We start from the raw sequence: 25,399 nt of genomic DNA, 5'->3' as shown, positions 1-25,399 counted from the left end.
CGAAACAGCGGGTTCCTGGACGCTCTCCTCGGCCGCTCTCCAGCGGCCGGCGCGTGCCGCCGTGCCGCGTCCACGCATGTCCGCGAGGAGAGAAACGATGAGGAACCACCGGCTCACCCTGGTCCTGGCATCCGGTATGGCGGGGCTCGCCCTGTTCGCCTCCGGCTGTTCGGGCTCGTCGGGCGGGGGCGCGGACAAGGACGCGGGCCCGAGCGACAACGGCTCGGCCGGGAATTCGGCGTCCGGCGACTCGGGGGCCGCGGACAAGGCGCAGGCACTGCGGAGCTGCCTGCGCAAGCAGGGCATGGACGTGCCCGACCTCAAGCCGGGCGAGAACCCGAACGCCCAGATCCTCTCGCCCCCGCAGGGCGCCTCGACGGACAAGTGGAACCAGGCACTCCAGGCGTGCGGATCGGGCGTCCAGGGGGGCGACGGCTCGGGCGCCCCGGACCCGGCGCGGCAGGACCAGCAGGTCAAGATCGCGCAGTGTCTGCGGGGCAAGGGCTTCGACATGCCCGACCCGAAGGTCGAGGGCAACCGCAGCAGCGGCTTCAAGATCCCCGAAGGGGCGGACCAGGACACGTTCATGAAGGCCCTCAACGAGTGTGCCGCATGAGGCCCCGGACCGTGATCGCGGCGGTGGTGACGGTGGCGGCCGTCACGGGCGGCGGCATCGCCGTCGCGGGCCTGGCCCAGCCCGGGTCCAAGGACTCCGCGACGCAGCAGACGGGACTCCCGCCCGCCACCGCCGCCATCGAGCAGGGCGATCTGGTGAGCAGCACGAGCGTCGACGGCACCCTCGGCTACTCCCGCGAGAGCAAGCTGAACGCGGGCGCGGCCGGGACCCTCACCTGGATCGCGGGCGGCGGCTCCACCGTCGAGCGGGACGGCAGGCTGTACGCGGTCGACGGCAAGGACGTCCGCCTGATGTACGGGACAGAGCCGATGTACCGGGTCCTCGAGAGCGGCGACAAAGGCGGCGACGTACGGCAGTTGAAGGCGAACCTGCGGGCCCTCGGGTACGGGAGCGCGCTCGCCGACGACGCGACGTTCACGCCCGGAACGGTCGATGCCGTCAAGCGCTGGCAGAAGGCGCACGGTGTGGCGCGGAGCGGCCGGGTGGGGCCCGAGCAGATCGCGTTCGCCACCGGACCGGTGCGGGTGCAGAGCGCGGAGGCCACGGCCGGGGACCGCACCGCACCCGGCCAGAAGATCATGACGACGACCAGTTCCGACCGGGTCGTACAACTCCAGCTGAAGGTGTCGGACGCCGCGCTCGCCAAGGACGGCGCCGAGGTCGCGGTGGAGCTGCCCGACGGCACGACCGCTTCCGGCACGGTGTCGTCGGTCGGCGCGACCGCGAAGGCGGGCGACGACCCGAACGACAAGACGCCCCGCATCGCCGTGACCGTCACCTTCGACGACCCCGGAAAGGTCAAGGGAATCGACAAGTCTCCCGCGACCGTGAAGCTCAGCGGCGAGACCCGTCACCACGTTCTGAGCGTGCCGGTCGGGGCGCTGCTCGCGCTCGACGACGGCTCGTTCGGAGTGCAGGTGGTGGAGGACGGCAGGACGCGCGAAGTGCGGGTGCGGCTCGGCATGTTCGCGCAGGGGCGCGTCGAGATATCGGGCACCGGGCTGCGCTCGGGCCTGCGGGTCGGGGTGCCCTCGACATGAGCACTGCCATCCCCGTCGAAAAGCCCGGCGCCGAGCCGCCCGTGGTCGAACTGGCCGGGGTCACCAAGGAATATCCGGGCGGCGTCGCCGCGCTGCGCGGGGTCGATCTCACCATCGTCCGCGGCGAACTCCTTGCGATCGTCGGCCCGTCCGGGTCCGGCAAGTCGACCCTGCTGCACATCGTCGGCACCCTCGATCTGCCCACCGCCGGCTCCGTGACCATCGCGGGTCATGACGCGGCCGCCCTCAGCGACCGCAGGCTCTCGGCACTGCGGGCGCAGCACATCGGTTTCGTCTTCCAGGCCTTCCATCTGGTCCCCGGCATCAGCGCCCAGGACAATGTCGCGGAGGGCCTGCTCTACTCCGGCCTTCCGCGCGCGGAACGCCACAGGCGGGCGGCGCGTGCCCTGGAACGGGTCGGGCTCGGGGACCGCATGAAGCACCGGCCGCACGAGCTGTCCGGCGGGCAGAAGCAGCGGGTGGCCATCGCCCGCGCGGTCGTCGGCGAGCCCGATCTGCTGCTCGCGGACGAGCCCACCGGTGCCCTCGACTCGGCGTCGGGCGAAGCCGTGATGCAGCTCATCCACGAACTCAACATGGAGGGCGCGACCATCGCTGTGATCACCCATGACACGGAGATCGCGGCCCGGCTGCCGCGTCAGGTGCGGATCCGGGACGGCCGGGTCGTCCAGGACAGCGGCGGCCCGGATGCCCCGGACGGCCGGTCGGTCCGCGCCGCCGGCTCGGGCACGGACCCGCTGTCCGGGGAGGTCCGGTGAGCGGGCGGCCGGTGCTCAGGCCGGCCAGGCTCGGCCAGCGCGACATCCTGCACACCGGGGCCGCGGGGATGCGCAGCCGGCCACTTCGGGTGGTGCTGTCGGCGCTCGGCATCGCGATCGGCATCGCCACGATGATCGCGGTGGTGGGGATCTCGGCGTCCAGCAAGGAGCAGTTGCTCCGCGAGCTCGACAAGCTCGGCACCAACATGCTGGTCGTCACGCCCGGCACGGACCTGCTGACCGGCAAGACGGTGCCGATGGCGAAGGACGCGGCCGGACGGGTGGCGCGGATCTCGGGGGTGGAGCACGTCGGCGCGACGGGCTCGGTGCCGCAGACGGTCCGACGCTCGGAGAGGATCCCCGACACCATCACAGGCGGCATCCAGGTCCAGGCGGCCACGGACGGCCTGCTCACGACGCTGCGCGGGAGGATGCGCAGCGGCACCTTCCTCAACTCGGCCACCGGGAAGTACCCGTCGGTGGTCCTCGGCGACGTGGCGGCGCGGCGGCTCGGTATCACCGCGCCCGGCCAGCAGGTGTTCATCAACGGTCAGTACTTCGCCGTGCTCGGCATCCTCGACCCGCTGCCGCTGGCACCGGACATCGCCCGCTCGGCCCTGGTCGGCTGGGACGTCGCCGAAAGCCGGCTCGGATTCGACGGGCGGCCCACAGCGGTCTACGAACGGTCCGCGGACACCCTGGTCGACCGGGTGCACGATCTGATCCCGCGCACCGTATCGCCGCAGACCCCGCGCGATGTCGGCGTCACCGACCCGTCCTCGGGCCTCCAGGCGAAGGCCGCCACGGAGGGCGCCTTCAGCAGCCTGTTGCTCGGTCTCGGCGGAGTGGCGCTCCTGGTGGGCGGGGTGGGCGTGGCCAACACCATGATCATTTCGGTTCTGGAGCGGCGTTACGAGATCGGCCTGCGCCGTTCCATCGGCGCGACCCGCGGCCAGATCAGGGGACAGTTCGTCACCGAGTCCCTGCTCCTGTCCGGACTCGGCGGCGTCGCCGGCATCGTCCTCGGCGGCGCGGCGACAGCGGCCTACTCCCTGTCGAGCGGCATCCCCTGGGTGATTCCGCCGTGGGCGGTCGTCGGCGGGTTCGGCGCGACCCTGGTCATCGGAACGATCGCCGGCCTCTACCCCGCGGTCCGCGCCTCACGGCTGTCACCGACGCTCGCACTGCACTCCGCCTGAGCGGGTCGGCGCGGGTCCGGGTCCCGGTCCGAATGCGGATGCGGGTACGCGCAAGGGGGGCGGGACCGGCCGGGGCGGGGCGGGGCGGGCGCATCCGTCACGCCCCGGCCCGGACCCGGCCCAGGGGCGTCTCGGCGCGCGGGCCACTCCCGGCCCTGCGCCCGGACTCACGTGACGCACTCAACGCCCGACACCCCCATCCGCAAGGAATGCCCACGCCTCTCCTAGGGTTGTCCCCGCGTATGGCCGGGGCGATACCGGTCCGGGGGACGCACAGGGAGAACGGAAGACACAGCCATGGGTGAGTTGATCCTCGTACGTCACGGGGAGACCGAATGGTCGCGGTCGGGACAGCACACGAGCTACACCGACCTGCCGCTCACGGCGCACGGGGAGGAGCAGGCGCGTGCGGTGGCGCCGCTGCTCGCCGACAGGCCCATCGGGCTCGCCCTGGTGAGCCCGCTGCAACGGGCCATACACACCGCGGAGTTGGCCGGAGTCAAGAGCCCCCGGATCACCCCGGATCTTCACGAATGGGACTACGGCGGCTACGAGGGCATCACCACGGAAGAGATCCACCGCGACCGCCCCGACTGGAACCTGTGGACCGACGGAGTCGCGCCCGGCCCCGCCGGACATCCCGGAGAGAGCCCCGCGGAGGTCGCCGAGCGGGCCGACCGGGTTCTGGCCGAGGCCGCGCCCATGCTGCGAGGGGGCGACGAAGACGTCGTGCTCATCGCCCACTCCCACTTCCTGCGCGTCCTGACGGCCCGCTACCTGGGCCTTCCGCCCTCGGGCGGCGCGCTGGTCGTGCTCGACACGGGAGCGATGTCGCGGCTGGGCCGCGAACACGGCCGCCCGGTGATCACCGCATGGAACACGGTGCTGGAGCCGACCACGCACTGACGTCGGAGCCTGGGCCCCGTCTCACGCACCCCGCCGGCGTCCCGAGCGACAGCGGGGGCGAAGCGTTCCGACGGAGCCCGGCCGCGGCATTCAGGCCGCCGCGACCGACTCACGGGCCTTGCGCAGCGCCAGTGCGGCCAGGGCCTCCGGGGCGCCCGCCTGCCCCCGTATCCCGGGAAAGGCGTTGATGTCCACGATCAGCGGGGCGCCGCCTCCCGTGTCGATGACATCGACCCCGTAGACGTCGAGGCGGAACACCTCGCCGACCGACACCGCCAACTCGGGCCATCCGCACGGCAGTTCATCGAGGCCGAGCGACCGTGTCGTACCGCGCCCCTCGGGGGCGAGTTCGGAGCGGCGCAGCGCCGCGAAGACCGTTCCGTCGATCACCCACAGCTTGTGGTCGTATCCGCTGTTCTCCGCGAACTCCTGCACCACGACCGGCTCCTCCCCCCATACATCGGCCAGCTCGGCCAGTTGGGCCCGGCTGTCGACACGGGTCACAAGGTCGTGCCGCCTGCTGTGTCGGCTCTTCACCACGAGCGGGCCCATCGGAGCCCCGGAGGAAGCGGGCTCGGCCCGCTCGGCCCGCTCCATGTGGTCGGCTTGCCCGGCCCGCCCGATGGAAGCGGTGAGTTCGGTGAGCGAGCCGAAGGTGCGGGTCGCGGAGAACGGCAGCCCCGCCTCGTCGGCCAGCTCGGCCATGGAGGTGCGGTCCTGGCACAGCTCGGTCGCATCGGCCGAGTTGACCACCGGCACCCCCTGCGACTCCAGCGACCGAGCCAGCGCGAGGGCGCGCGGCGTGCGCGACTTGAGCAGGTAGACATCGGCCAACGGCCCCGGCAGGGCAGGGCCGGCCGTCTCCGGGTGGACGGTCACCACCCGGTGTTCCCGCCCCAGCAGCTCCCTCGTGGCGGCGAGCAGCGGATGGTCCGGCTCCGGGGTGATGAATCCGACCGTCCTCGCGTTCCCCACCTGCCCTCGCCCCAGCATCGTCGCGTTGCCCACGCGTTGTCGCCCGCCCGCCCCCGCGTTGCTCATCGGGCCTCGCCCGCCCCCGCCGATGTCCGGACCGGGCGCGTGTCGGCGGCCGGCCCGTCGTTCCCCAGCGGCTGGGCCGGGATGCGTCCCGCGCTGGAGACGAAGGCCGCGGCGGCGACCGCACTGCCCGTGCGGGCCAGTTCGAGCACCGCTCGGGCGACCTTGGCCGCCGCGTCCGGCACCTGGCGGAAACTCGGGAAGTCGTTCACATCGACCACCACGGGTCCGTCCGGGCCGAGCAGCACGTCCACGCCGTACAGGTCGAGGCCGTAGACCGCGCCGACCTGGTCGACGATGGCGGCCACTTCGGCGGGCAGCGGCACATGCCGTTCGTGGACGCCCCGGTCGGGGTGGAGCGGCGAACGGCGCTCCGTGGCGTACAGCTCTCCCCCGACGCAGTACACCTTCAGATCGATGCCGGCGTTGGGGACGTAGGGCTGGGCGATGAGCATCCCTTCCCCGGCGAGGGAAGGCAGCATCGAGGCCAGCCGGTCCGGCGACGGTACGAGGTGGACGCCCCGCCCGGAGCTTCCGTCGGCGGGCTTCACCACCAGCGGGTACTCCGACTCAGCTATCTCCATGAGCAGTTCGGGCCGGGCGGCCGCGTACGTCATCGGCACCGGGAGGCCGCGACTGCGTCCGATGGCCGACGCGAGCGCCTTGTCCCGCACGCCGCGGATGGACCGGACGTCGTTGACCGTGGTCAGCCCGACCGCGGCTGCCGCTTCCAGGAGCGGAAGCCCCGGACCGCCGGAGACGGTCTTGAGCACCCAGGCGTCGTGGCTGCCCGCGCGGACCGCCTCGGACATCCGCAGCAGGGAGCCGCCGGGCCTCACCACGTCGACCTGGTGGCCCCAGGCGTCGAGTTGGCGAATCACCTCCACGGGCATGCCGTCATGGCGGTAGTGCTCTTCCACCAGGAAGCAGAGCCTCATCGACCTTCCCCGTAACGCCCGGACGTCCGCCGATCCCGTCCGGCGAGCTGTGACGCCACAGGATGTCATGAACCCCGGCCGGGTCGCCTCCCGGCCCGGCCCGGCTACTTTCGCCGCCGTAGCCGCCTCAGCAGACTTCGCTGTACCGGCGCTCCTCCCGCCTTCGGCTCGGGCCCCCATGGGTCGGCGTCCGGCAGGGGGACGGCGTGGTCCGGACCGGTAGCTCCGGCGCCGTACGGCGCCGAAGTGGCCCCGCTCGCCAGGGTGCTCGGCTCCGCTGCCGGGTCCTGGACCGGGCGCGGGGCCGGGCACTGGTCCCGGGCGTCCGCTACCGCCTCCCCGAGGCGCGAGCGGTACCAGGCGATCTCGTCCGGATCGTCCGCCAGGAGCAGCCTGTCGACGACGCCCTGGGCGATCGCGGACTCAGGATGGAGCCGGAGGGTGTCGGGGCACAGCCGCCTCAGGCAGGCCCGTTCGTAGGGGTCCTGGACGATGTCGGCGAGGTGCGCGCCATCGAGGGCGGAGGCGATCGCGGCTGCCAGCTCCCACTGGTCGTCGCTCTGCCGGGCCAGCATGGCGATCCTTCGCCCGCGCCAGTTGCGCGGACGCCAGTCCTGCCCGCGGTCGGGTTCCGGATGGCGCCCGCTCAGCACCTCCGGCTCGCGCAGGGCCAGTTCGACCACGTCGTCCGCCAGATAGAGCCAGACGACCGCCCGATAGCGGTTGAGGTAGCACCGCACGGGCGTGAGACGGCCGGTGCGGGCGAGCCTGGTGAAGCGGCCCGGTGCGACACCCAGCAGATCGGCGCCTTCGCTCGTACCGACGGTCCGCACCTTTTCGCGCAAGGCCTCCGGAAAGTCCCGCGCGGCCCTGAGGCGCGCGACCTCGCGCGCGGTGACCCGGCGGTGGCCACCGCCCGGATCCGGCACGGTTCGAATGTGGCCGAGCTGGACGGCCAGCTCGAACTCGCCGCGCCTCAGCTCCAGTTCACGAGCCGCGGCGCCGGGCGCGAGCCGCGGCACGGCCGGCGCGGTCGCACCCGCGGCCCCCGTCGGCACGACGGCGTTCTTGATGGTGACTACGGTCATCGAATCCTCCCCCGTGAGGAACGAGCACTCGGAACGAATACTCTCGGTGACGACCGTAACCCACCGTGCCGACATCTCGCCCGGCCTGTGGACAACTCAAGCCGACCGCAGGAAAGCGCAGTTCAGCGGCGTGCGACCCCGAAGTCGCCATAGTCTCCCGGCTGCCTGGCCGCCACCGAGAGGTGCTCCCCCACGCGATTGACCAACAGGGTCATCTCGTACGCGATCTGGCCGATGTCGGCCTCCGCGGAGCTGAGCACGCACAGACAGCTGCCGTCACCGGCCGCGGTCACGAACAGGACGCCTTCGTCGAATTCGATCATGGTCTGGCGGACCTTGCCGGCCCGGAAGTGCAGGCCCGAGCCCTTGGCGAGGCTGTGCAGTCCCGAGGAGACCGCCGCCAGGTGTTCCGCGTCCTCGCGTTCGAGGCTGGAGCCCGCGGCGGTGACCAGGCCGTCGTTGGACAGGACTATCGCGTGCCGTACGTGCTCGACCCGCCGGGTCAGGTCGTCGAGCAGCCAGTCGAGTTCCTTGCTCAGTGCCATGTCAGGCCTCCCCGTTCATGCAATTCCCCGTTTCCCCGTTCTCCTGCCACCCTTCACCACGGGCGCGCCACGGGCAAGCGGTGCAGAAGCCCGGTGAGTCGCACGCAGGCGGCGGGCCGGAGCACGCGCCGACCGCTCGGAACAGGCGTGCGCTGGGGGCGCGCCCGGCGCACTGGCGCGTCGCGGGCCCCTCCCCCACGCGACGGGGTACCGGCGTCGTCACGTTCCGGCCGGTGGCGGGGTGAGGGATCATGGCCGCATGGCCGAGGACCACGCACACGTCCAGGAATTCTTCGCCGCACGAGCGGCCGGTTGGGACCGCAAGTTCCCCGACGACGGCCCGGCCTACGCCGCCGCCGTCGCGGAGCTGGGGCCCGCCCACGGCAGCACCGTCCTCGACGCGGGGTGCGGCACGGGCCGTGCCCTGCCGGCGCTGCGGGACGCGGTGGGCTCCCGGGGGACGGTCATCGGCGTGGACCTCACCCCCGAGATGCTCGCCGAGGCCACCCGCGCCGGGCGCGACCGGTACGCCGCACTGCTGCGCGCCGACGTGAGCCGGCTGCCGCTGCGCCCCGCCTGCCTGGACGTGGTCTTCGGCGCGGGGCTGATCTCGCATCTGCCCCAACCGGCGCGGGACTTGCGGGAGTTGGCGCGAGTCACCCGGCCAGGGGGCCGTCTCGCCCTGTTCCACCCCATCGGACGGGCGGCGCTCGCCGCACGCCACGGCCGCCGGCTCACCGACGACGACCTGCGCGCCGAGCCCCGCCTCGGGCCGCTGCTCGCCTCGGCCGGCTGGCGGCTCCACTCGTACGCCGACGAGGACGAGCGCTATCTCGCGGTAGCGGTACGCGAGGGCTGACCGGCGGGAGTTGACGGCCCCCGCCCCCTATCTGCCGGACGGGGTCCGACTCTACGTTGGGCGGGACCGTTTCAAAGATCCCTCCGACGCACCGCGCGGATTCGCCTCGCACGCCGGCGCATCGCGTCACGCCGGGGACCGTTCAGGGAAAGGTGGCCTTCATGTTCGCGAGGTTCCGTAAGACGTCCCGCCCCCAGCGGGCCGGCGAACGTCACCCCGACATCCGTCACCCCAACATCTTCCAAGCCGCGGCCGCGTATGTGGCGGCGTGCGCGGAGGACGACCAGGAGGCGCTCGACGAGGCTGCGGGCTGGGTGTCGCCGGAAGCCCTCTCGTTCGGGGTGCGCGAACTCGCCTGCCGGGCCGTCGTCGCGCTGGCCCGCGAACAGGGCCGGTCCCCGCGTGCGGTGACCGAGGAGCTGATGGGGCTGCCCGCCTCCTGACGGCATCCCGGTTCCTGACGGGCGCCCCGGTGGGGGAAGTTCGCGTTCGCGACTCTCGACGTCTGCGTTACCCACTGGTTAAGGTGCGCCGACGAGCGAACCGAAGGGGAGGATTCCGTGACCGGGACGGACGAGGCCGAAGCGGCCGCAACCGCCGCAGACGAGGCACTTTACGTACTCACGGCGGCGCTCCTGACGCCCGCGCAGTTCCCGAGCGTGCTCGGCGACGACTACCCCGAGGCCTGCGCGGCGCTCGGCCTCGGGCCGTACGCACAGGGCTACGGTCTCGTCCTGGGCCAGGACGGCACGGGCGCGCGCTGGACGGTGGTCGTGGACGACGTGTCGCTCGTCGCGGTCGCGATCGCGTCCTGGGACTGCGGTATGGAGTACGACCTGTCGCCGGACGACCGCACGGTGGTGGCGGCGCTGCCCGGCTGGCCGCTGGAGCTGGTCGTCTCGGCGCCGAACGTCCCGGCACCGCACGACCCCGATCCCGATCCGCAGGGCCCCGCCACCCTCACGCCGCCCGACACGACCCAATGGGGCCCGGCACAGCGCCGGCTCGGCGCGGACGCGGTCGCCGTGCAGTGGACGACGTGGCGGGAACAGCTGGACGACGCCACCTTCGGCCCGGCCCCGACAGCGGCGCCGGCCCCAGCGGAAGCGACCTCGGCGGCGGCCCCGGACAGCCCGGTGGAGCCGGGCGGTACCGCGCCCACGGAGTCCGGCGAGTCGGACGCATCGAACGAGTCGGACGCGTCCACGACGCCCGGCGAGAAGAACGGCATGCCCGAGCGGAGCGAGTCAGGCACGGAGTCCGGACACCACCACGACGACGACAGTGGTGAGCGGTCGGGGGTCCGTCGCGTCCTCGCCGAGTTGCGCGGGTATCTCGACGCCGCTCCCCCGGTCGGGCGGGTGCGCTCCGGTTTCGCGCCGGGTGGCGCCCGCACCCTGCGCGCCGACGGGCCCGGCTGGTCCCTGGTGGCCAGGACCGACGACGTCGCCTTCGTCCTGCTCGACGAATGCCCCGGCGACGTCCACCCGGTGGGCCGGGTCGATGACCTGCCCGCCCTCCTCGAATCGCTGGAGGCGATGGCGGTACGGCCCTCGTAAGGAAGGCCCGCCCCCGGCCCGGACCGACCGGGAACGCCGAACGAGGCTCCGCGCCCGCCGTACGGCACGCGGACCTCGACTCACCGACGGCGCGCCTCAGTTGAGGCCCGACTCTCCTGCCTCGGCCGGGGCAGGACTCAGACCCGCTCCAGCGGGCGATGCGGCCCCGTCGGCAGTTCGGCCAGGATGGCGTCGCCAGGTCGGATCTCGCCGCCCGCGCGGACCACGCTCATGATCCCGGCCTTGCGCACGATGTTCCCGTCGTCGTCGCGGCCGACGAGCTGCTTCAGAAGGCCGCTCTGGAAGCCGTCGATCTGCAGGCACGGATTGCGCAGCCCGGTGACCTCGACGACCGCCTCGGCCCCTATGCGCAGCAGGGTGCCGGTCGGCAACGAGAGCAGGTCGATGCCGTGCGTCGTCACGTTCTCGCCGAGCTGGCCCGGGGTCACGTGGAAGCCGCGCTCGGCGACCTCGTCGAAGAGCTCGCCGTGGATCAGGTGGACCTGGCGCAGGTTCGGCTGCGTCGGGTCCTGGGCTACGCGGGAGCGGTGCTTGACCGTCACTCCCGCGTGGACGTCCCCCGCCACGCCGAGCCCGGGGAGCAGAGTGATGCTCTCCCGGTTCGGTTTGGTGAAGGAGTACACACCATTGCTGCTGACCGCCGTGACCGTTCCCCTGGCGCCGCTCATCGCGCGGAGCTCCCCTCTGCCGTGCCAATCCTCGGTTCGAGCCCAACCCGGCCGGTCGTCGCGGCCGAGGGAGCGCCTGGGTCCTGTCCTCGAAGTCCCGTCCGGCCGGCGGGCGGACGACGCCACTTCGAAGACACTCCCTAGCGGCCGAGCTCCTTGCGGGATATGTGCCGCAGCCTGCGCCGCTGGCTGGGATCAAGCATGAGGTAGGCCGCCACGGGGACGCCGATCAGCACCAGCAGGGCGAGCCAGAATCCGATCAGAGGGATCAGGATGAGCCCCGCCACGACTCCACCGACGGCGATCATCGCGCGCTTCGACATGTCCGTCGCCTTCCTTCGCGCGGCCTGTGGGCCGCTCTTCCTGTCCAGACAACGCACGGCGACGCCGACTGGTTCCAGCTGTCTTCCACTATGCGCCACTCGTGCGCCGGTTCCGCAGCGGTGCGCCGACCTCGTGCATGTGCCCGAGCGCCTGGCGGTAGGAGTCCGTCAGGGAGGTCTCGGCATACGCGATGCCGAGTGCCGCACAGTGGGCACGGACCATCGGCTGGGCGAGCCTGAGGTGCGGGCGCGGCATGTTCGGGAACAGGTGGTGCTCGATCTGGTAGTTCAGGCCGCCGAGAAGCCAGTCGGTGAGCGGTCCGCCCCTTACGTTGCGCGAGGTCAGGACCTGACGCCGCAGGTGTCCCCAGGAGGAGTCCTCGGCGTCGTCCGGGTCGGGCATTTCCATGCCCTTGTGGTTCGGTGCGAAGGTCATGCCGAGGTGCAGGCCGAACAGCGCGTGGTGCACGAGGGCGAAGACGAGGGCCTTGCCGGGGGACATGACACACAGGAGCAGGGTCACGTAGCCCGCGAGGTGGGCGAGCAGCAGGGGCGCCTCGACGGCCCGCTCGCGGGACGGCTGCCGCTTGAGGTCCTGGAATCCGTACACCTTCAGGGCGATGCCCTCCAGGAGCAGCATCGGGAAGAAGAGCCGGGCCTGGTTGCGGGTGAGCCAGCGGGCGAAGCCCTCGCGCTGCTCGGCCTGGCGCTGGGTCCACACCAGGGCGCCGACCCCGACGTCCGGGTCCTTCTCTATATGGTTGGGGTTGGCGTGGTGGCGGTTGTGCTTGTCGTTCCACCAGGCGTAGCTCATGCCGAGCAGCAGGTCGCTGTGGAACAAGCCGATGATCCGGCCCGCTCCCTTGCCCCGGGTGATCTGGGCGTGGCCGGCGTCGTGCCCGATGAAGGCGCTGCGGGCCCAGAACACGGAGAGCGGCAGGGCGAACAGCAGGGTCCACCAGCTGTCGCCGGTGAGCACCATCGCGGTGACCGTCGCGCCGAGGGCCAGGAGGTTGACGGCGATCGCCCTCGCGTACCAGCCGGTGCGCCGGTCGAGCAGGCCCTGCCCCTTCACCGCCTTGAGCAGCGGGCCGAACTCGCTGCCCGTCCGTGGCCGGGCCGGGGCGCCGAGGCCCGTGGCGGATTGCGGCATGGTCGCCTGTGACATGACGTCTCCGGTGATCGGGTTTCCCCCGCAGTTGCCTGCGCTGGTCCCCATGAACCTATGGAGCGGCGCCGCTGTTGACCATGGAGCCACCCCCCGGCTGTGCGCGGGGGGTTACCCCGAGCCCGCTGGTGGTGCTGACAGCACCCGCGCCCCCGCGTGTGATGCGGGTCACCGACCTGGCGCTCTCGCTCCGCCGAGTTGTGCTGTACCCTCGGCGACTTCGGCCAACGTAGTCAAATTTGAGGAATGCGTTTCGCTGTGCAAAGGCTCCCCCGCTCCGTCGCCGTCCCAGCTCGCCGAACTCGCCCGCTGCTGCGTCACCTTCCTGCCCGCCGACCCTTCCCGCACCGGCCGCGTCGCCTTCTGGCAGGCCGACGGCGAACCGCTCCCGGCCGCTCCCGGCTCCGTCGAAGAGCTGACCGTGGTCGGCGCCGACATCGTCCCCCACATCGTCCCCGCCCTGCTCCTGCCCGTCCGGGACGCCCTGCCCGTACTCACCCGCGCCCGCGCCCTCGCCCAGGCGTCCCGCGCGACCGCCTTCTGGGGCTCGGCCGCGCTGCTCGCCCTCCAACTCGCGGCGCGCGGGCTGCTGTTGCCCGGCCTGACCACGAGCGACCACGACGCGTGGCGGGTCGGTCCGCTCGGCGCCGACGAGCTGGACAAGGTGCGCGACCTCGCCGCCGCGATGCCTCCCGAAGCACACGCCACCCCGCTGCCGGCCCCGGCGGAACCCGTGCTGCTGCCCGATCCCGAGCGGCTCGTGCGCGCCTTCCTCGACGCCGTCGCCGACGGGCTGCCGCGCACGCCCGGCGCGGCGCGCGCCGCCGGTTCGCCCGCCTTCGCCGCCGAGGCTCCCCAGCGCCTGCCCGAGCAGCGGGCCTGGGCCGCCGACGTGGCGGCCGGCCACGACGCCGGCGTACGGATCTCGCTGCGCGTGGAGCTGCCGGGGCTCGCGTCGGCGGACCCGATGAGCGCCGGGCCGGTGTTCCGCGTGGTGCTCCAGATGCACAGCGTCAGCGATCCCGCGCTGGTCGCCGACGCCGCCGAGGTGTGGGCGGGGTCCGGCGCGGCCGCCCGTTTCGGTCCGCGGGCCCGCATGGACGCGCTGCTCGCGCTGCGCCGGGCGGCCCGAGCCTGGCCGCCGCTCGCGCCGCTCCTCTCGGCCGCCGTACCGGACGCGGTCGAACTCGCCGACGAGGAGGCGGGCGAACTGCTCGGTACGGCCTCGCGCGCGCTCGCCGCGATCGGTGTCCAGGTGCACTGGCCCAAGGGCATCTCCCGCAAGCTGACGGCACGTGCCGTGATCGGCCCGAACGAACGGGGGCCCGAGCGCATCGAGTCGGCGGCGCCCCCGGTGCTGTCCGCCGACGCGCTGCTCGGCTTCACCTGGTGGTTCGCGCTCGGCGACAGCGAGTTGAGCCGCGAGGAGCTGGACGCGCTCGCCGAGGCGAGCCGGCCCGTGGTGCGGCTGCGCGACCAGTGGGTGCTCATCGACCCCGAGGAGGTGCGGCGCGCCCGCGCCGTCCAGGACCGCAAGGTGACGCCCCTCGACGCGCTGGCGGCCGTTCTCACCGGGTCGACCGAGGTGGACGGGCGGCGGGTCGACGTCGAGGCGACGGGCTGGCTCGCCCGTCTGCGCGACCGGCTCGCCGCCCCCGAGGCCGCCCGCGAGCAGCCGGTCCCCCAACCCGCCGCGCTCGCCGCGCGGTTGCGCGACTATCAGCTGCGCGGCCTCAACTGGCTGGCCGACATGACATCGTTGGGCCTGGGCGGCTGTCTCGCCGACGACATGGGGCTCGGCAAGACCATCACCCTCATCGCCCTGCATCTGCACCGTCAGGGCGACGCGGCGACGGCCGGGCCGACCCTCGTCGTGTGTCCCACGTCCCTGATGGGCAACTGGCAGCGGGAGATCGAGCGGTTCGCACCCGGCACGCCCGTCCGCCGCTTCCACGCCACGGCCCGCTCCCTGGATTCCCTCGCCGACGGCGAATTCGTCCTCACCACGTACGGCACGATGCGCCTCGACGCCGCCAAACTGGCCGCCGCGTCCTGGGGCATGGTCGTCACCGACGAGGCCCAGCACATCAAGAACCCGTACTCCGCGACGGCCAAGCAGTTGCGCACCATCGGGGCCGGGGCCCGGGTGGCGCTGAGCGGCACCCCCGTCGAGAACAACCTCTCCGAGCTGTGGGCGATCCTCGACTGGACCACCCCCGGACTGCTCGGCAGGCTCGCCGCGTTCCGCACGGCGTACGCGTCCGCTGCCGAGAGCGGCCAGGATCCGGCGGCCGCCGAACGGCTCGCGCGGCTTGTGCGCCCCTTCCTGCTGCGGCGCCGCAAGTCCGACCCGGGCATCGCCCCCGAGCTGCCGCCGAAGACCGAGACCGATCACGCCGTCTCCCTCACGGTGGAGCAGACCGGCCTGTACGAGGCCGTGGTGCGCGAGACGCTCGCCGAGATCTCGGGGGCGGACGGATTCGCGCGGCGCGGCCTGGTGATCAAGCTGCTGACCGCGCTGAAGCAGATCTGCAACCACCCCGCGCAGTACCTCAAGGAGGACGATCCGACGATCGCCGGCCGGTCGGGAAAGCTGGAGCTGCTCGACGAGCTCCTGGACACCATCCTCGCCGAGGGCGGCGCGGTGCTCGTCTTCACGCAGTACGTCCGCATGGCGCGGCTCGTCGAGGAGCACCTCTCGGCGCGCGGCGTACCGACGCGGTTCCTCCACGGCGGCACTCCGGTGGAGCGGCGCGAGGAGATGGTGCGCTCGTTCCAGGACGGTGAAGTGCCGGTGTTCCTGCTCTCGTTGAAAGCCGCGGGCACGGGCCTCAACCTCACCCGGGCCGGTCATGTCATCCACTACGATCGCTGGTGGAACCCGGCCGTGGAGGCACAGGCCACCGACCGCGCCTACCGCATCGGCCAGACCCAGCCCGTACAGGTGCACCGCCTCGTCGCGGAGGGCACGATCGAGGACCGCATCGCCGAGATGCTGGCCCGCAAGCGGGAGTTGGCCGATGCGGTGCTCGGTTCGGGCGAGTCCGCGCTGACCGAACTGTCCGATGCCGAGCTGACGGATCTGGTGGCGCTGCGAAGGAGCGGACGATGAGCGACACGTATGAGAACGAGCGCACCTTCGAGTCGCTGCCGCCCGTGGACGGGCGTGCCTTCGCCGTCAGTTGGTGGGGCCACGCATGGCTCAAGGCCCTGGAGGACACGGCGCTCGACGGGCAGCAGCTCAAGCAGGGGCGCCGCCTGGCCCGTGCGGGGGCCGTCGGAGCGGTGACGGTGCGCCCCGGCCGGATCACCGCGATCGTGCGGGACCGGGACGGATCGCACCACCGCAGCGACGTACTGCTCCAGGAACTGGACGAGGACGACTGGGACCGCTTCCTCACGATGACCGCGGAGCGCGCCGGGCACATCGCAGCCCTGCTCGACCGCGAGATGCCGCCGCACCTGGTGGAGGACGCCGCGAGCGAAGGCATCGAACTCCTGCCCAGAATAGGCGACTTGGATGCCGCATGCGGCTGCGGCGCCTGGGACCACTGCCCGCACACCGCGGCGCTCTGCTACCAGCTGGCACGGCTCCTGGACCGGGACCCGTTCGTCCTGCTCCTGCTGCGCGGACGTCCGGAACGGGCGCTCCTCGACGCCCTCCAGGAGCGCGGGACCGCCCCTTCCACCGGCGCGATCCCGACGGCACACGGCGTTCCGGCCCACGAGGCCTTCGCGGCCCGGGACATCGTCCCGCCGCTCCCCGCAGCGCCCTCACCGCCGCCGGAGCCGGGCAGGCCCGCACGCCTGGACACCGAGACCGCGCCGGAGCCCGGGGTGGACCCGGCGGCACTGGAACTCCTGGCCGCCGATGCCGCGCGACGGGCGCACCATCTGCTCGCGGAAGCCCTCGCCGCCGGGCATGAACACCGCCCGTTTCCGGCCGACTTGACCGAGGACCAGGACATCGTGCGCCTCGCGGCCGGCTGCTCGGACAGCCGTCTCTCCGCACGGCTCGCCACCGCTTCGGGCCGCCGTCCCGCCGAGCTGGCCGCCGCGGTACGGGCCTGGCGGTTCGGCGGCGGCGCGTCGCTGCGCGTACTGGAGGAGGAGTGGGTTCCGGGGGCGCAGGACCTGGTCCGGGCCGCCGCGGACCTCGACCTGGCCTGGGCCGACACCGAGCGGCCGGGCCTGCGTGCGGCCGGCAACCGGTGGACGGTGACCGGCCGCGACGCCCAGCTGCGGCTCGGCCGGGACGGCCGCTGGTGGCCCTACCGCAAGGAGCGCGGCCGCTGGACCCCGGCGGGCCCGCCGGACCGGGACCCGGCGGCGGCGCTCGCCGCCATGACCGCGACGGCGGAGGGCGACGCGGACGCCTGAACCGGTCCGTTCGCGGCGGACGGCCCGGGAATGCGGCCGGTCCGACGCCCCCGGCGCGCCACGCCCACCGGCCGTCCCCTTCCACCACGCGCACCTCGGACCGTACGGTAACTCCCGGACGTGGTCCGCCTGTTGGGCGAGCGAGGGAGTCGGCTGTGCCGGGGACATCCCGTACGGGTTCGGACGCCGGCCTCGCGCGCGACGCGGTCGGTCTGCGCGAGGTCCTCTTCCAGAGCGTCACCGCCATGGCGCCGGCCGCCGCCGTCGCCGCGTCCATTCCGGCGGGTGCCGCGTTCGCGGGCGGCAGCCTGCCCCTGTCGGTCCTGGTGGCGCTCGTGGCGTGCCTGTTCACGGCGTCGTGCGTGGCGGAGCTGGCGCAGGAGCTGCCCGCGGCCGGCTCGGTCGCCACCTACAGTGCCCAGGGGCTGCATCCGGCCGTGGGCTTCCTGGTGGGCTGGGGCTATGTGTTCGTGGAGGCGCTGGTGCCGCCCCTGCTCCTGCTGCAGCTGGGCTTCACCACGGCGGGCACCCTGCACGAGCAGTGGGCCTCCTCGCCCGCCAATTTGTGGTGGCCGTGGTCGCTCGCCGGGGCGGTGGTGATCGCGGCCGCGGGGTTCCTCGGGGTGCGGGCCTCGGCACGCTTCGGGACGGTGCTCGGCGTTTTCGAGGTGCTGGTGTTCGTCGCGTTCGCGGTGATGCTGATCGTGGCGGCGGGCTCCGACAACTCCCTCACGGTCTTCGGGACGTCGCACACCGCGCCCGGCTACGGGGGCTTCGGCGGAGTCTTCGCCGGGTCGGTGTACACGGTGCTCGCCTTCGCCGGGTTCGAGGCCGCGGCGCCGCTCGCCGAGGAGGCCCGCGACCCGCGCCGCACGATGCGCCGCGCGGTGTTCGGGGCGGCCCTGGCCATCGGAGTCGTCTACGTCCTGACCACGTACGCGATGGCGGTGTACTTCGGTCCGGGCAGGTTCGCCGGGTTCGGGGCGTCCGGCGACGCCTCCTGGGAGGGCGTGGCGCGCGCCTCGTTCGGCCTCTTCTGGGTGGTTCTGTTCCTCGCCGTGGTCAACTCGACCGTCGCGAACGCCAACGCCTGTGCCAACGTCTCGACGCGCACGGCGTTCGCGCTCGGCCGGATCGGCGTGTTCCCCCGTTCGCTCGCCCGCCTCCATCCGCGGCGGCGCTCGCCCGTGACGGGCATCGCCGTGCAGTTCGTGGTGGCGGTGGCCGCGATCCTGGGCCTCGGCCTCCGCTATGGCCCGGTCACGGCGTTCACGCTGCTGGCCACCGTCATCGTGACCGTGATCATCGGCGTGTACATCGTGGTGGACCTCGCCTGCGCCGGATACTTTCTGCGGCGGCGCCGTGACCTGTTCAGTCCCCTGCGGCACGTGGTGTTCCCGGTCCTCGGCATCGCCGCATTCGTGCCGGCGCTGCTGACCGCGGCCGGGATCCCCGCATTCTCCTTCGTCGCCGAGCTCTCGCCACCGGTGTCGTACGCGGGACCGGTCGTCGGGGTCTGGATGGCGGCGGGAGGCGTCGTTCTGGTGGTGCTGGCGCGCCGGCACCCGGAGCGGCTGGCGCAGACCGGGCGCGTCCACCTCGTCGGCCCTCACGACGACCCCATGGACCACGAAGAGACAGGAGCGGTACGAGGATGAGTGACGACCCGCGGATCCTGACCGTGCGGCCCAAGGAGGGCGAGTACGCCTGGACGTTCGGCGGTGCGCCGCCCGTCGCCCGGGTGGCGCCCGGGACCGTCCTCGATCTGTACACCGAGGACTGCTTCGCCGGCCGGGTGCGCTCCGAGCGTGATCTGGTCTCGCGCGTCTGCGAGTTCCCCTTCCTCAATCCGCAGACCGGGCCGTTCTACGTCGAGGGTGCCGAGCCGGGCGACACCCTGGCCGTGCACTTCGTGTCCGTGCGGCCCGCGCGGGACTGGGCGGCCTCGACGACCGTCCCCCTGTTCGGCGCCCTCACCTCGACGCATGCCACGGCGACCCTCCAGCCGCCGCTCCCGGAAACGGTGTGGATGTGGGAACTCGACCGGGCGCGCGGCACCTGTCTGTTCCGGGCCCGCGAGAGCGACATCGAGGTGGAGCTGCCCATGGACCCCATGCACGGGACGGTGGGGGTGGCGCCGGCCAATCTGGAGGTGCGTTCCGCGCTCGTCCCCGACGCGCACGGCGGGAACATGGACACTCCCGAGATGCGTGCGGGAGTGACCTGCTACCTGGGGGTCAATGTGGAGGGCGCGCTCTTCAGTCTGGGCGACGGGCACGCCCGCCAGGGCGAGGGCGAGACGTGCGGGGTGGCCGTGGAGTGCGCCATGAACACGGTGGTCGTGGTCGAGCTGCTCAAGGGAGTCGCGACGCCGTGGCCGCGCATCGAGTCGGACACCCACATCATGTCGACGGGATCGGCGCGTCCGCTCGAAGACGCGTTCCGTATCTCGCAGGTGGACCTGGTGCGCTGGCTGGAGCGGGACTACGGCCTGTCCGCGCTTGACGCGTACCAGTTCGTGAGCCAGGTGGGTGAGGCTCCGCTTGCCAATGTCTGCGACACCAACTACACCTGTGTCGCCAAGATCCGCAAGGAGTGGCTGCCCGGCGGGAACGAGCCGCACCGGGGCCTGCACCGCCACCTGCGCGAGCGCTCGTCCCAACTCGCCCATTTCCTGAACCCGTTCACGACGTCCGCTACAGAGGTGCCGCGATGAACCGAAGAAGACTTCTGCAGGGCGCGGCCGGCTCGGTCGCCGCCGGCCTGCTGTTCCCGGCGCCGCAGGCGGCCGCCGACGGCGCGACCGACGATCCGCGGGCGCACTGGATGCCCGCGTCGGCGTCCAACTACACGGCGTCCAGCAGGCCTTCGGCATACGCGATCGACCGCGTCGTTCTTCACGTCACCCAGGAGACCTGGTCGAACACGATCGGCATCTTCCAGAACCCGGCGAAGAAGGTGTCCGCGCACTATGTGACGCGCTCGGCCGACGGATACATCGCGCAGATGGTCCGGGAGCACGACATCGCCTGGCACGCCGGGAACTGGGACTACAACACCCGCAGCATCGGCATCGAGCACGAAGGGTGGGTCGACAAGCCCGCCTACTTCACCAACGCGATGTACGAGCAGTCGGCGGCCCTCACGGCGTCGGTCTGCGACCGGTACGGCATTCCCAAGGACCGCGACCACATCCTGGGCCACTACCAGGTGCCGGGCACCGACCACACGGATCCGGGACCGGAGTGGGACTGGGTGCGCTACATCCGTCTGGTCAACTTCGCCTGACCGCCCTGCGGTTGCCGCACCGATGACCCCACACGGCCCCGCGTGCGTGGCCGGTTCCGTGCGTCTTGCCGGACTACGGGGCGACGACGACGATGGGGGGCGGCGCATTCGATGTGCGGGGAGGCCGCGGTGACGGACAGGCGGGACGAGTCCTGGGTGGCCCTGGACACGGGGGCCGACCCGGCGGAGACGAGCCGCCAACTCCGGCGCGCACACGCGCAGTTCACCTCCGCCGGACGGGTGGTGCGGCCGGTGCGCCCTTTGGTGGCAGCGTCCTGGCAGCGCTCCGCACGGGCCCGGGTCAGCCCGGACGGCGCGGCCCGGGTGGAGCTCGGCGAGGATGACGTGTCCGCGTATCGCGACAGTCATCAGCTGGCCCGCGTCATGCCCGTCGTACGGGAGTTGACCGGTGCCTACGCCGGGGACGGCGAACACGTGGTGGCGGTGTGCGACGCGCAGGGGCGGCTCCTGTGGGTGGAGGGGCATCCCCGGCCCCGCGCGGCGGCCGCCCGGATGAACTTCGTACCCGGCGCCCGTTGGGCCGAGTCGGCGGTGGGCACCAACGCGCCCGGCACCGCGCTGACCGAGGACCGCCCGGTGCAGGTGTTCTCCGCCGAGCACTTCCGCCGCCCCGTGCAGGCCTGGACGTGCGCCGCCGCGCCGGTGCACGATCCGCGGACCGGGCGGCTGCTCGGCGCCGTCGACCTCACCGGGGGCGACGGCCTCGCCCACCCGCACAGCCTGGGATTCGTCCAGGCCGTCGCACGGGCCGCCGAGGCCGAACTGGCGCTGCTCGCCCCGCCGCCCACCCGGGAGACGATCCGTCTCGGCGCCCTGGGCCGGGACGAGGCACTGCTCGTCGCCGACGGCCGAACCGTGCGCCTGAGCCGGCGCCACAGCGAGATCGCGGTCCTGTTGGCGTGCCACCCCGAGGGATTGAGCACCGACGCGCTCCTCCTGGCCCTGTACGAGGACGACGCGGTGCAGCCGGTGACGCTGCGCGCCGAACTGTGCCGGATGCGGCGCCTGTTGGGGCCGGACCTGCTCGCATCGCGCCCCTACCGGCTGACCGCGCCCGTGGACGCGGACTTCGACACGGTGGCCCGGCGGCTCGGTTCCGGCGCGGTCGCCGCCGCGATGAACGTCTACGGCGGACCGCTACTTCCGGGGTCACAAGCGCCGGCGGTGGCCCGGCTGCGCAGGCGACTCGGCGACCAGCTGCGGGCCGCGCTCATCGCCCGCGCGGACCCGGGGCTCCTGTCCGACTGGGCGTACAGCCCCTGGGGAGAGGACGACCTCCCGGTGTGGCAGGCCCTGGCGGCCGCGCTGCCCACCGGCCAACGGGCCTCGGTGCAATCGCGGTTGAGCGCTCTGACGGCGGAGCAGGCCCTGACGGCGCTACCGGGCCTCTGACGGCGGAGAGCGGGCCCCGACGGCGGAGCGGGACCGTACGGCAGAGCGAGGTCGCGCAACGGGGTTGCAACGTCCCCGTGCCTAGTCTGCGTTCCGTGCGCCGTCCAAGGGCGGGCGGCGCGGCAGAGGGAGGCCACGGAGATGACCCGTTACGCAGCGCCCGGCAGCGAGGGTGCGCTCGTCTCGTTCCAGTCCCGCTACGACCACTGGATCGGCGGCGCGTACGTGCCGCCGCGGCGCGGCCAGTACTTCGAGAACCCGAGTCCCGTGAACGGCCGTCCCTTCACCGAGATCGCGCGCGGCACGGCCGAGGACATCGAGATCGCCCTGGACGCGGCCCACGCGGCCGCGCCCGACTGGGGGCGTACGTCGCCGGAGTCCCGCGCGAACATCCTGCTCAAGATCGCGGACCGGATGGAGGACCATCTGGAGGAGCTGGCGGTCGCGGAGAGCTGGGAGAACGGCAAGCCCGTCCGCGAGACGCTGGCCGCCGACATTCCGCTGGCCATCGACCACTTCCGGTACTTCGCGGGAGCGCTGCGCGCGCAGGAGGGCTCGCTGAGCCAGCTCGACGAAGACACGATCGCCTACCACTTCCACGAGCCGCTCGGTGTGGTCGGCCAGATCATCCCGTGGAACTTCCCCATCCTGATGGCGGTGTGGAAACTGGCCCCGGCGCTGGCGGCCGGCAACGCGGTGGTCCTGAAGCCCGCCGAGCAGACGCCCGCCTCGATCCATGTGTGGCTGAGCATCGTCGGAGACCTGCTGCCGCCGGGCGTGGTGAACGTGGTCAACGGCTTCGGCGTGGAGGCCGGCAAGCCGCTCGCGTCGAGCCCGCGCGTCGCGAAGATCGCGTTCACGGGCGAGACGACGACGGGGCGGCTGATCATGCAGTACGCCTCGGAGAACATCAAGCCGGTCACTCTCGAACTGGGCGGCAAGTCCCCCAACATCTTCTTCGACGACGTATGGGCGAAGGACGACGACTTCCGCGACAAGGCACTCGAAGGCTTCACCATGTTCGCCCTCAACCAGGGCGAGGTATGCACCTGCCCCTCCCGCGCCCTGATCCAGCGCGGCCATTACGGCGAGTTCCTGGAGGCGGCGATCGCCCGTACCGAACAGATCGTTCCCGGGCACCCGCTGGACACCGACACCATGATCGGAGCCCAGGCCTCCAACGACCAGCTCCAGAAGATCCTGTCCTACCTGGACATAGGCCAGCAGGAAGGCGCCAAAATCCTGACGGGCGGTCAGCAGGTCATGCATGACGGCGAGTTGGCCGGGGGCTATTACGTCCAGCCGACCATCTTCGAGGGCGACAACCGCATGCGGATCTTCCAGGAGGAGATCTTCGGCCCCGTGGTGGCGGTGACCTCGTTCACCGACCTCGACGACGCGATCGCCACGGCCAACGACACGCTGTACGGCCTCGGCGCGGGCGTGTGGACCCGCGACATGAACATCGCCTACCGCGCGGGCCGCGCCATTCAAGCGGGCCGCGTCTGGACCAACTGCTACCACGCCTACCCGGCGGCGGCCGCCTTCGGCGGCTACAAGCAGTCGGGGATCGGGCGCGAGAACCACAAGATGATGCTGGATCACTACCAGCAGACGAAGAACCTTCTGGTGTCGTACTCGCCGAAGAAGCTGGGATTCTTCTAGGGGTACGGACAAAGGCGCCCGACTTGGGCTTTTCCCGTCGGGCGCCTTCCGCTCCCTCCACTGGAAGCGAGGCGCGATTCACGCCTTGTCTCCCATTTCCTCCGACCTCGGTACCCCACTGCTGACCAGCTCTTCCGGACCAGCTGTGGCAGCGGGCGGCCACCACACGCGCCGGCCCGCCGACCGCCACGGCCGCGCGCGCCACCCCGAGCACACGAGCGACCCGATAGCCCCCGCGTTGACCGGTGGCCGGCCCCGGAGGCCGGCCACCCGCGGCCTTTGAGCGTCGCGCTCGAGGACGAGCAGGGCCAGCAGTACCAGGCGTCCATCAGCTTCGAGACCTTCGCACCCAGCCGTGCCAAGCACCCGGTCCTGCGATGTGCCTGTTGCGGCAGCCGACTCGCTGCACGCGATGCCGACTGCGGCACCGAGCGGACGGCTCCAGTCCTGCTCGTAGGCGTCTGGCCGGACCGAAGGCGCTTCTACCCCGCTATCCGGGGTGGCTCTCGGTGGCACCAGCGTTGAGGCGAGGTCCCGGACGCGTTCTTGGAGGGCGGCGGGGGCTGGCAAGCGCCAGCCCCCGCCGCCCTCCTTCGCCCCGATTCCATTTCGGCCAAAGTCCAGTCGCATCAGGCTGGTTGGACTACGTATGCCGCGTTCCCCGAGGCGTTTCGCTGTCTCACGGTGCCTTCGGGGCGGCCAGACTGGAGGTAACCGCCGAGCGACCGGAGTGCGATCGAGGGGACTGAGGCGACCTGGAACCCGACGACGAGATGCGACCGCGTCTCGTCAAGGCGCGACAACGGCTTCGTTCGGGTTGGTGGTGTGCTGTGCGGCGGGCTTACGCCGCACAGCACACCTCTGACGTGTGACCGGCCCCCAACCCCCATGGCGGTCGCACGCCCTGCGGGCCCTGGCCGCTTGGTGCACGGGGGTGCGGCCGGGCCGGGTCTGGGGTCAGGTGCAGGCCGGGGTGTTCCAGGGAGCGTGGCAGCCGAGGCGGATGTGCCCGTCGGGGGTGCGGTGCAGGCGCAGGCCGTCGTCGGGGGTGTGGCGGGTGAGGGGGTCGATTCCGGGCTGGATGCCGTCGTGCTGAAGGGTGTTGGCGCGGGTGACGTCCAGCCAGGCGGGCCGCCCGCCCGGCAGGTCCTCGTAGTCGGTGACCGCGACAGTGATCCCGTTGCCGTCCGAGACGATCAGGAGGCGGTAGCGGGGGGCATGGCTGTGGCCGTAGATGAACTGGGCCGACACGCGGGCGGCTTCGCTGAGCTTGCGGGCCAGCCACGCAGGGAGTGCGGCGGCGGACAGGGCCGTGGTGGCGACGTCGGCAAGGGCCGCCTGACTGCCGGGCAGTCGCAGGGTTTCGAAGGACAGCGTCACGTGCTGCGCGGGGATCCGGGTGGCTGGTGTGGTGCTGTGGTCCTCAATGCGGGGCAGGCCCCTCATGCTGACGGTGCGTCCCATCGACTGCTCCCCTCGGATCCACGGTCATGACCACGGCGGGGGCTGCGGGGGCGGGCTGGCTCCCTGCCCCGCAGTCACCAAGAAGCCCAGGGGCTGGGGGCGCGACCGACGCTACGCCGTCGGAGGGAGCAGGGCCAGACGTTTGACGGCCCTCGGTAAACCGGTACCCCGTACAGCGGGAATTCGCTGCCTATGGATGGCGGCCCTGCGCCAGGACGAGGGGCGGTCGGTCATACCGCAGGGGGCACCGCGGCCGGGCGGGTCTTCGCGGGTTCAGGAGCCGGCCGGCGCAAGGGTGCGGCAAAGATCTCGCGCCCGCTCCACGTCCCTCTGGGTGCGGAGCTGGACCTCCAGGTCCTCCGTGCCGTGGGCGCCGTCTCCCGTCAGCTCACCCCCGCCACCGACACCTCCGTGGTGAACG

23 protein-coding genes and 1 pseudogene are annotated in these 25,399 nt (G+C 72.4%); 15 read left to right on the top strand and 9 right to left on the bottom strand.

The features are described 5' to 3' along the window. The first annotated feature begins 97 nt into the window (after positions 1 to 97). The 5 genes from OG432_RS32780 to OG432_RS32760 all read left to right on the top strand — a co-directional run bounded on the left by OG432_RS32780 (position 98) and on the right by OG432_RS32760 (position 4,561). The gene (locus OG432_RS32780; RefSeq protein WP_328314583.1) at positions 98 to 616 is read left to right on the top strand and encodes a hypothetical protein; all 519 of its coding nucleotides are present in this window, start codon (positions 98 to 100) and stop codon (positions 614 to 616) included. After that, entirely contained in the window at positions 613 to 1,677 is a 1,065-nt protein-coding gene (locus OG432_RS32775) for a peptidoglycan-binding protein (RefSeq protein ID WP_328314582.1), read from the top strand. Before OG432_RS32780 ends, OG432_RS32775 begins: the two co-directional genes overlap by 4 nt. Continuing rightward, the gene (locus OG432_RS32770) at positions 1,674 to 2,456 is read left to right on the top strand and encodes an ABC transporter ATP-binding protein (RefSeq protein WP_328314581.1); all 783 of its coding nucleotides are present in this window, start codon (positions 1,674 to 1,676) and stop codon (positions 2,454 to 2,456) included. Before OG432_RS32775 ends, OG432_RS32770 begins: the two co-directional genes overlap by 4 nt. Further along, positions 2,453 to 3,655, top strand: a complete 1,203-nt coding sequence (locus tag OG432_RS32765; protein ID WP_443058508.1) for an ABC transporter permease — start codon at positions 2,453 to 2,455, stop codon at positions 3,653 to 3,655. The genes OG432_RS32770 and OG432_RS32765 overlap by 4 nt, the downstream gene beginning before the upstream one ends. A gap of 297 nt (positions 3,656 to 3,952) precedes the next feature. Next, entirely contained in the window at positions 3,953 to 4,561 is a 609-nt protein-coding gene (locus OG432_RS32760) for a histidine phosphatase family protein (RefSeq protein ID WP_328314580.1), read from the top strand. Positions 4,562 to 4,651: 90 nt separating this feature from the next. Here the strand turns inward: OG432_RS32760 and OG432_RS32755 are convergent, their stop codons facing one another. The 4 genes from OG432_RS32755 to OG432_RS32740 all read right to left on the bottom strand — a co-directional run bounded on the left by OG432_RS32755 (position 4,652) and on the right by OG432_RS32740 (position 8,170). Beyond that, the gene (locus OG432_RS32755) at positions 4,652 to 5,554 is read right to left on the bottom strand and encodes an ATP-grasp domain-containing protein (protein ID WP_443058623.1); all 903 of its coding nucleotides are present in this window, start codon (positions 5,552 to 5,554) and stop codon (positions 4,652 to 4,654) included. Positions 5,555 to 5,598: 44 nt separating this feature from the next. Then, positions 5,599 to 6,537 carry an ATP-grasp domain-containing protein gene (locus OG432_RS32750; protein ID WP_328314578.1) on the bottom strand — a complete coding sequence of 313 codons (939 nt, stop codon included), beginning with the start codon at positions 6,535 to 6,537 and terminating at the stop codon, positions 5,599 to 5,601. Between the two features lie 104 nt (positions 6,538 to 6,641). Next, positions 6,642 to 7,625 (bottom strand): DUF6397 family protein, encoded by a 984-nt coding sequence (locus OG432_RS32745; RefSeq protein ID WP_328314577.1) that lies wholly within the window; start codon positions 7,623 to 7,625, stop codon positions 6,642 to 6,644. A 122-nt stretch (positions 7,626 to 7,747) separates the two neighbouring features. Next, positions 7,748 to 8,170: a roadblock/LC7 domain-containing protein gene (locus tag OG432_RS32740; protein ID WP_328314576.1), complete on the bottom strand. Its 423-nt coding sequence runs from the start codon at positions 8,168 to 8,170 to the stop codon at positions 7,748 to 7,750. A gap of 259 nt (positions 8,171 to 8,429) precedes the next feature. On the opposite strand from OG432_RS32740, the gene OG432_RS32735 reads away from it, so the two are divergent. The 3 genes from OG432_RS32735 (at position 8,430) to OG432_RS32725 (ending at position 10,588) form a co-directional block, all read left to right on the top strand. Continuing rightward, a complete protein-coding gene (locus OG432_RS32735; protein WP_328314575.1) occupies positions 8,430 to 9,029 on the top strand; it encodes a class I SAM-dependent methyltransferase in 600 nt (199 codons plus the stop codon). A 161-nt stretch (positions 9,030 to 9,190) separates the two neighbouring features. After that, complete coding sequence (locus OG432_RS32730; RefSeq protein WP_328314574.1) at positions 9,191 to 9,472, top strand: hypothetical protein; 282 nt, start codon at positions 9,191 to 9,193, stop codon at positions 9,470 to 9,472. A 117-nt stretch (positions 9,473 to 9,589) separates the two neighbouring features. Next, positions 9,590 to 10,588 carry a hypothetical protein gene (locus OG432_RS32725; RefSeq protein ID WP_328314573.1) on the top strand — a complete coding sequence of 333 codons (999 nt, stop codon included), beginning with the start codon at positions 9,590 to 9,592 and terminating at the stop codon, positions 10,586 to 10,588. 137 nt (positions 10,589 to 10,725) lie between these two features. Here OG432_RS32725 and OG432_RS32720 read toward each other — a convergent pair whose 3' ends face one another. The 3 genes from OG432_RS32720 to OG432_RS32710 all read right to left on the bottom strand — a co-directional run bounded on the left by OG432_RS32720 (position 10,726) and on the right by OG432_RS32710 (position 12,753). Beyond that, positions 10,726 to 11,277, bottom strand: a complete 552-nt coding sequence (locus OG432_RS32720; protein WP_328314572.1) for an MOSC domain-containing protein — start codon at positions 11,275 to 11,277, stop codon at positions 10,726 to 10,728. Positions 11,278 to 11,417: 140 nt separating this feature from the next. After that, on the bottom strand, positions 11,418 to 11,600 hold the full coding sequence (locus OG432_RS32715; protein ID WP_190026176.1) for a hypothetical protein: 183 nt from the start codon (positions 11,598 to 11,600) through the stop codon (positions 11,418 to 11,420). An 88-nt stretch (positions 11,601 to 11,688) separates the two neighbouring features. Further along, positions 11,689 to 12,753 (bottom strand): fatty acid desaturase family protein, encoded by a 1,065-nt coding sequence (locus OG432_RS32710; RefSeq protein ID WP_328315339.1) that lies wholly within the window; start codon positions 12,751 to 12,753, stop codon positions 11,689 to 11,691. A 271-nt stretch (positions 12,754 to 13,024) separates the two neighbouring features. On the opposite strand from OG432_RS32710, the gene OG432_RS32705 reads away from it, so the two are divergent. The 7 genes from OG432_RS32705 (at position 13,025) to exaC (ending at position 23,514) form a co-directional block, all read left to right on the top strand. Next, positions 13,025 to 15,880, top strand: coding sequence for a DEAD/DEAH box helicase (locus tag OG432_RS32705; protein WP_328315338.1), 2,856 nt, complete (start codon positions 13,025 to 13,027; stop codon positions 15,878 to 15,880). After that, positions 15,877 to 17,148 (top strand): SWF or SNF family helicase, encoded by a 1,272-nt coding sequence (locus tag OG432_RS32700; RefSeq protein WP_328314571.1) that lies wholly within the window; start codon positions 15,877 to 15,879, stop codon positions 17,146 to 17,148. Before OG432_RS32705 ends, OG432_RS32700 begins: the two co-directional genes overlap by 4 nt. Before the next feature lie 155 nt (positions 17,149 to 17,303). Beyond that, positions 17,304 to 18,806 carry an APC family permease gene (locus tag OG432_RS32695; protein ID WP_328314570.1) on the top strand — a complete coding sequence of 501 codons (1,503 nt, stop codon included), beginning with the start codon at positions 17,304 to 17,306 and terminating at the stop codon, positions 18,804 to 18,806. Continuing rightward, the gene (locus OG432_RS32690; RefSeq protein WP_328314569.1) at positions 18,803 to 19,864 is read left to right on the top strand and encodes an acetamidase/formamidase family protein; all 1,062 of its coding nucleotides are present in this window, start codon (positions 18,803 to 18,805) and stop codon (positions 19,862 to 19,864) included. The genes OG432_RS32695 and OG432_RS32690 overlap by 4 nt, the downstream gene beginning before the upstream one ends. Further along, positions 19,861 to 20,436 (top strand): N-acetylmuramoyl-L-alanine amidase, encoded by a 576-nt coding sequence (locus OG432_RS32685; RefSeq protein WP_328314568.1) that lies wholly within the window; start codon positions 19,861 to 19,863, stop codon positions 20,434 to 20,436. Before OG432_RS32690 ends, OG432_RS32685 begins: the two co-directional genes overlap by 4 nt. Before the next feature lie 111 nt (positions 20,437 to 20,547). Further along, complete coding sequence (locus OG432_RS32680; RefSeq protein ID WP_328314567.1) at positions 20,548 to 21,849, top strand: GAF domain-containing protein; 1,302 nt, start codon at positions 20,548 to 20,550, stop codon at positions 21,847 to 21,849. A gap of 141 nt (positions 21,850 to 21,990) precedes the next feature. Then, complete coding sequence (exaC, locus tag OG432_RS32675; RefSeq protein WP_328314566.1) at positions 21,991 to 23,514, top strand: acetaldehyde dehydrogenase ExaC; 1,524 nt, start codon at positions 21,991 to 21,993, stop codon at positions 23,512 to 23,514. A 957-nt stretch (positions 23,515 to 24,471) separates the two neighbouring features. Here the strand turns inward: exaC and OG432_RS32670 are convergent. Both OG432_RS32670 and OG432_RS32665 read right to left on the bottom strand, forming a co-directional pair. Next, on the bottom strand, positions 24,472 to 24,978 hold the full coding sequence (locus OG432_RS32670; protein WP_328314565.1) for a hypothetical protein: 507 nt from the start codon (positions 24,976 to 24,978) through the stop codon (positions 24,472 to 24,474). A gap of 273 nt (positions 24,979 to 25,251) precedes the next feature. After that, positions 25,252 to 25,359, bottom strand: a pseudogene (locus tag OG432_RS32665) (DUF5655 domain-containing protein); the annotation flags it as partial. Between the last annotated feature and the right edge of the window lie 40 nt (positions 25,360 to 25,399).

The sequence above is a fragment of the Streptomyces sp. NBC_00442 genome, assembly GCF_036014195.1.
GTDB lineage: Bacteria > Actinomycetota > Actinomycetes > Streptomycetales > Streptomycetaceae > Streptomyces.
The sequence above is the reverse complement of the archived record's forward strand: the minus strand, read 5'-3'. Positions and strand labels throughout refer to the sequence as shown.

What these genes read in the sequence shown, in the direction of transcription:
- OG432_RS32780 (WP_328314583.1), top strand. Translation starts at nt 98, where the DNA reads ATGAGGAACCACCGGCTCACCCTGGTCCTGGCATCCGGTATGGCGGGG.
- OG432_RS32775 (WP_328314582.1), top strand. Translation starts at nt 613, where the DNA reads ATGAGGCCCCGGACCGTGATCGCGGCGGTGGTGACGGTGGCGGCCGTC.
- OG432_RS32770 (WP_328314581.1), top strand. Translation starts at nt 1,674, where the DNA reads ATGAGCACTGCCATCCCCGTCGAAAAGCCCGGCGCCGAGCCGCCCGTG.
- OG432_RS32760 (WP_328314580.1), top strand. Translation starts at nt 3,953, where the DNA reads ATGGGTGAGTTGATCCTCGTACGTCACGGGGAGACCGAATGGTCGCGG.
- OG432_RS32755 (WP_443058623.1), bottom strand. Translation starts at nt 5,554, where the DNA reads ATGCTGGGGCGAGGGCAGGTGGGGAACGCGAGGACGGTCGGATTCATC.
- OG432_RS32750 (WP_328314578.1), bottom strand. Translation starts at nt 6,537, where the DNA reads ATGAGGCTCTGCTTCCTGGTGGAAGAGCACTACCGCCATGACGGCATG.
- OG432_RS32745 (WP_328314577.1), bottom strand. Translation starts at nt 7,625, where the DNA reads ATGACCGTAGTCACCATCAAGAACGCCGTCGTGCCGACGGGGGCCGCG.
- OG432_RS32740 (WP_328314576.1), bottom strand. Translation starts at nt 8,170, where the DNA reads ATGGCACTGAGCAAGGAACTCGACTGGCTGCTCGACGACCTGACCCGG.
- OG432_RS32735 (WP_328314575.1), top strand. Translation starts at nt 8,430, where the DNA reads ATGGCCGAGGACCACGCACACGTCCAGGAATTCTTCGCCGCACGAGCG.
- OG432_RS32730 (WP_328314574.1), top strand. Translation starts at nt 9,191, where the DNA reads ATGTTCGCGAGGTTCCGTAAGACGTCCCGCCCCCAGCGGGCCGGCGAA.
- OG432_RS32720 (WP_328314572.1), bottom strand. Translation starts at nt 11,277, where the DNA reads ATGAGCGGCGCCAGGGGAACGGTCACGGCGGTCAGCAGCAATGGTGTG.
- OG432_RS32715 (WP_190026176.1), bottom strand. Translation starts at nt 11,600, where the DNA reads ATGTCGAAGCGCGCGATGATCGCCGTCGGTGGAGTCGTGGCGGGGCTC.
- OG432_RS32710 (WP_328315339.1), bottom strand. Translation starts at nt 12,753, where the DNA reads ATGCCGCAATCCGCCACGGGCCTCGGCGCCCCGGCCCGGCCACGGACG.
- OG432_RS32700 (WP_328314571.1), top strand. Translation starts at nt 15,877, where the DNA reads ATGAGCGACACGTATGAGAACGAGCGCACCTTCGAGTCGCTGCCGCCC.
- OG432_RS32690 (WP_328314569.1), top strand. Translation starts at nt 18,803, where the DNA reads ATGAGTGACGACCCGCGGATCCTGACCGTGCGGCCCAAGGAGGGCGAG.
- OG432_RS32685 (WP_328314568.1), top strand. Translation starts at nt 19,861, where the DNA reads ATGAACCGAAGAAGACTTCTGCAGGGCGCGGCCGGCTCGGTCGCCGCC.
- OG432_RS32680 (WP_328314567.1), top strand. Translation starts at nt 20,548, where the DNA reads ATGTGCGGGGAGGCCGCGGTGACGGACAGGCGGGACGAGTCCTGGGTG.
- exaC (WP_328314566.1), top strand. Translation starts at nt 21,991, where the DNA reads ATGACCCGTTACGCAGCGCCCGGCAGCGAGGGTGCGCTCGTCTCGTTC.
- OG432_RS32670 (WP_328314565.1), bottom strand. Translation starts at nt 24,978, where the DNA reads ATGGGACGCACCGTCAGCATGAGGGGCCTGCCCCGCATTGAGGACCAC.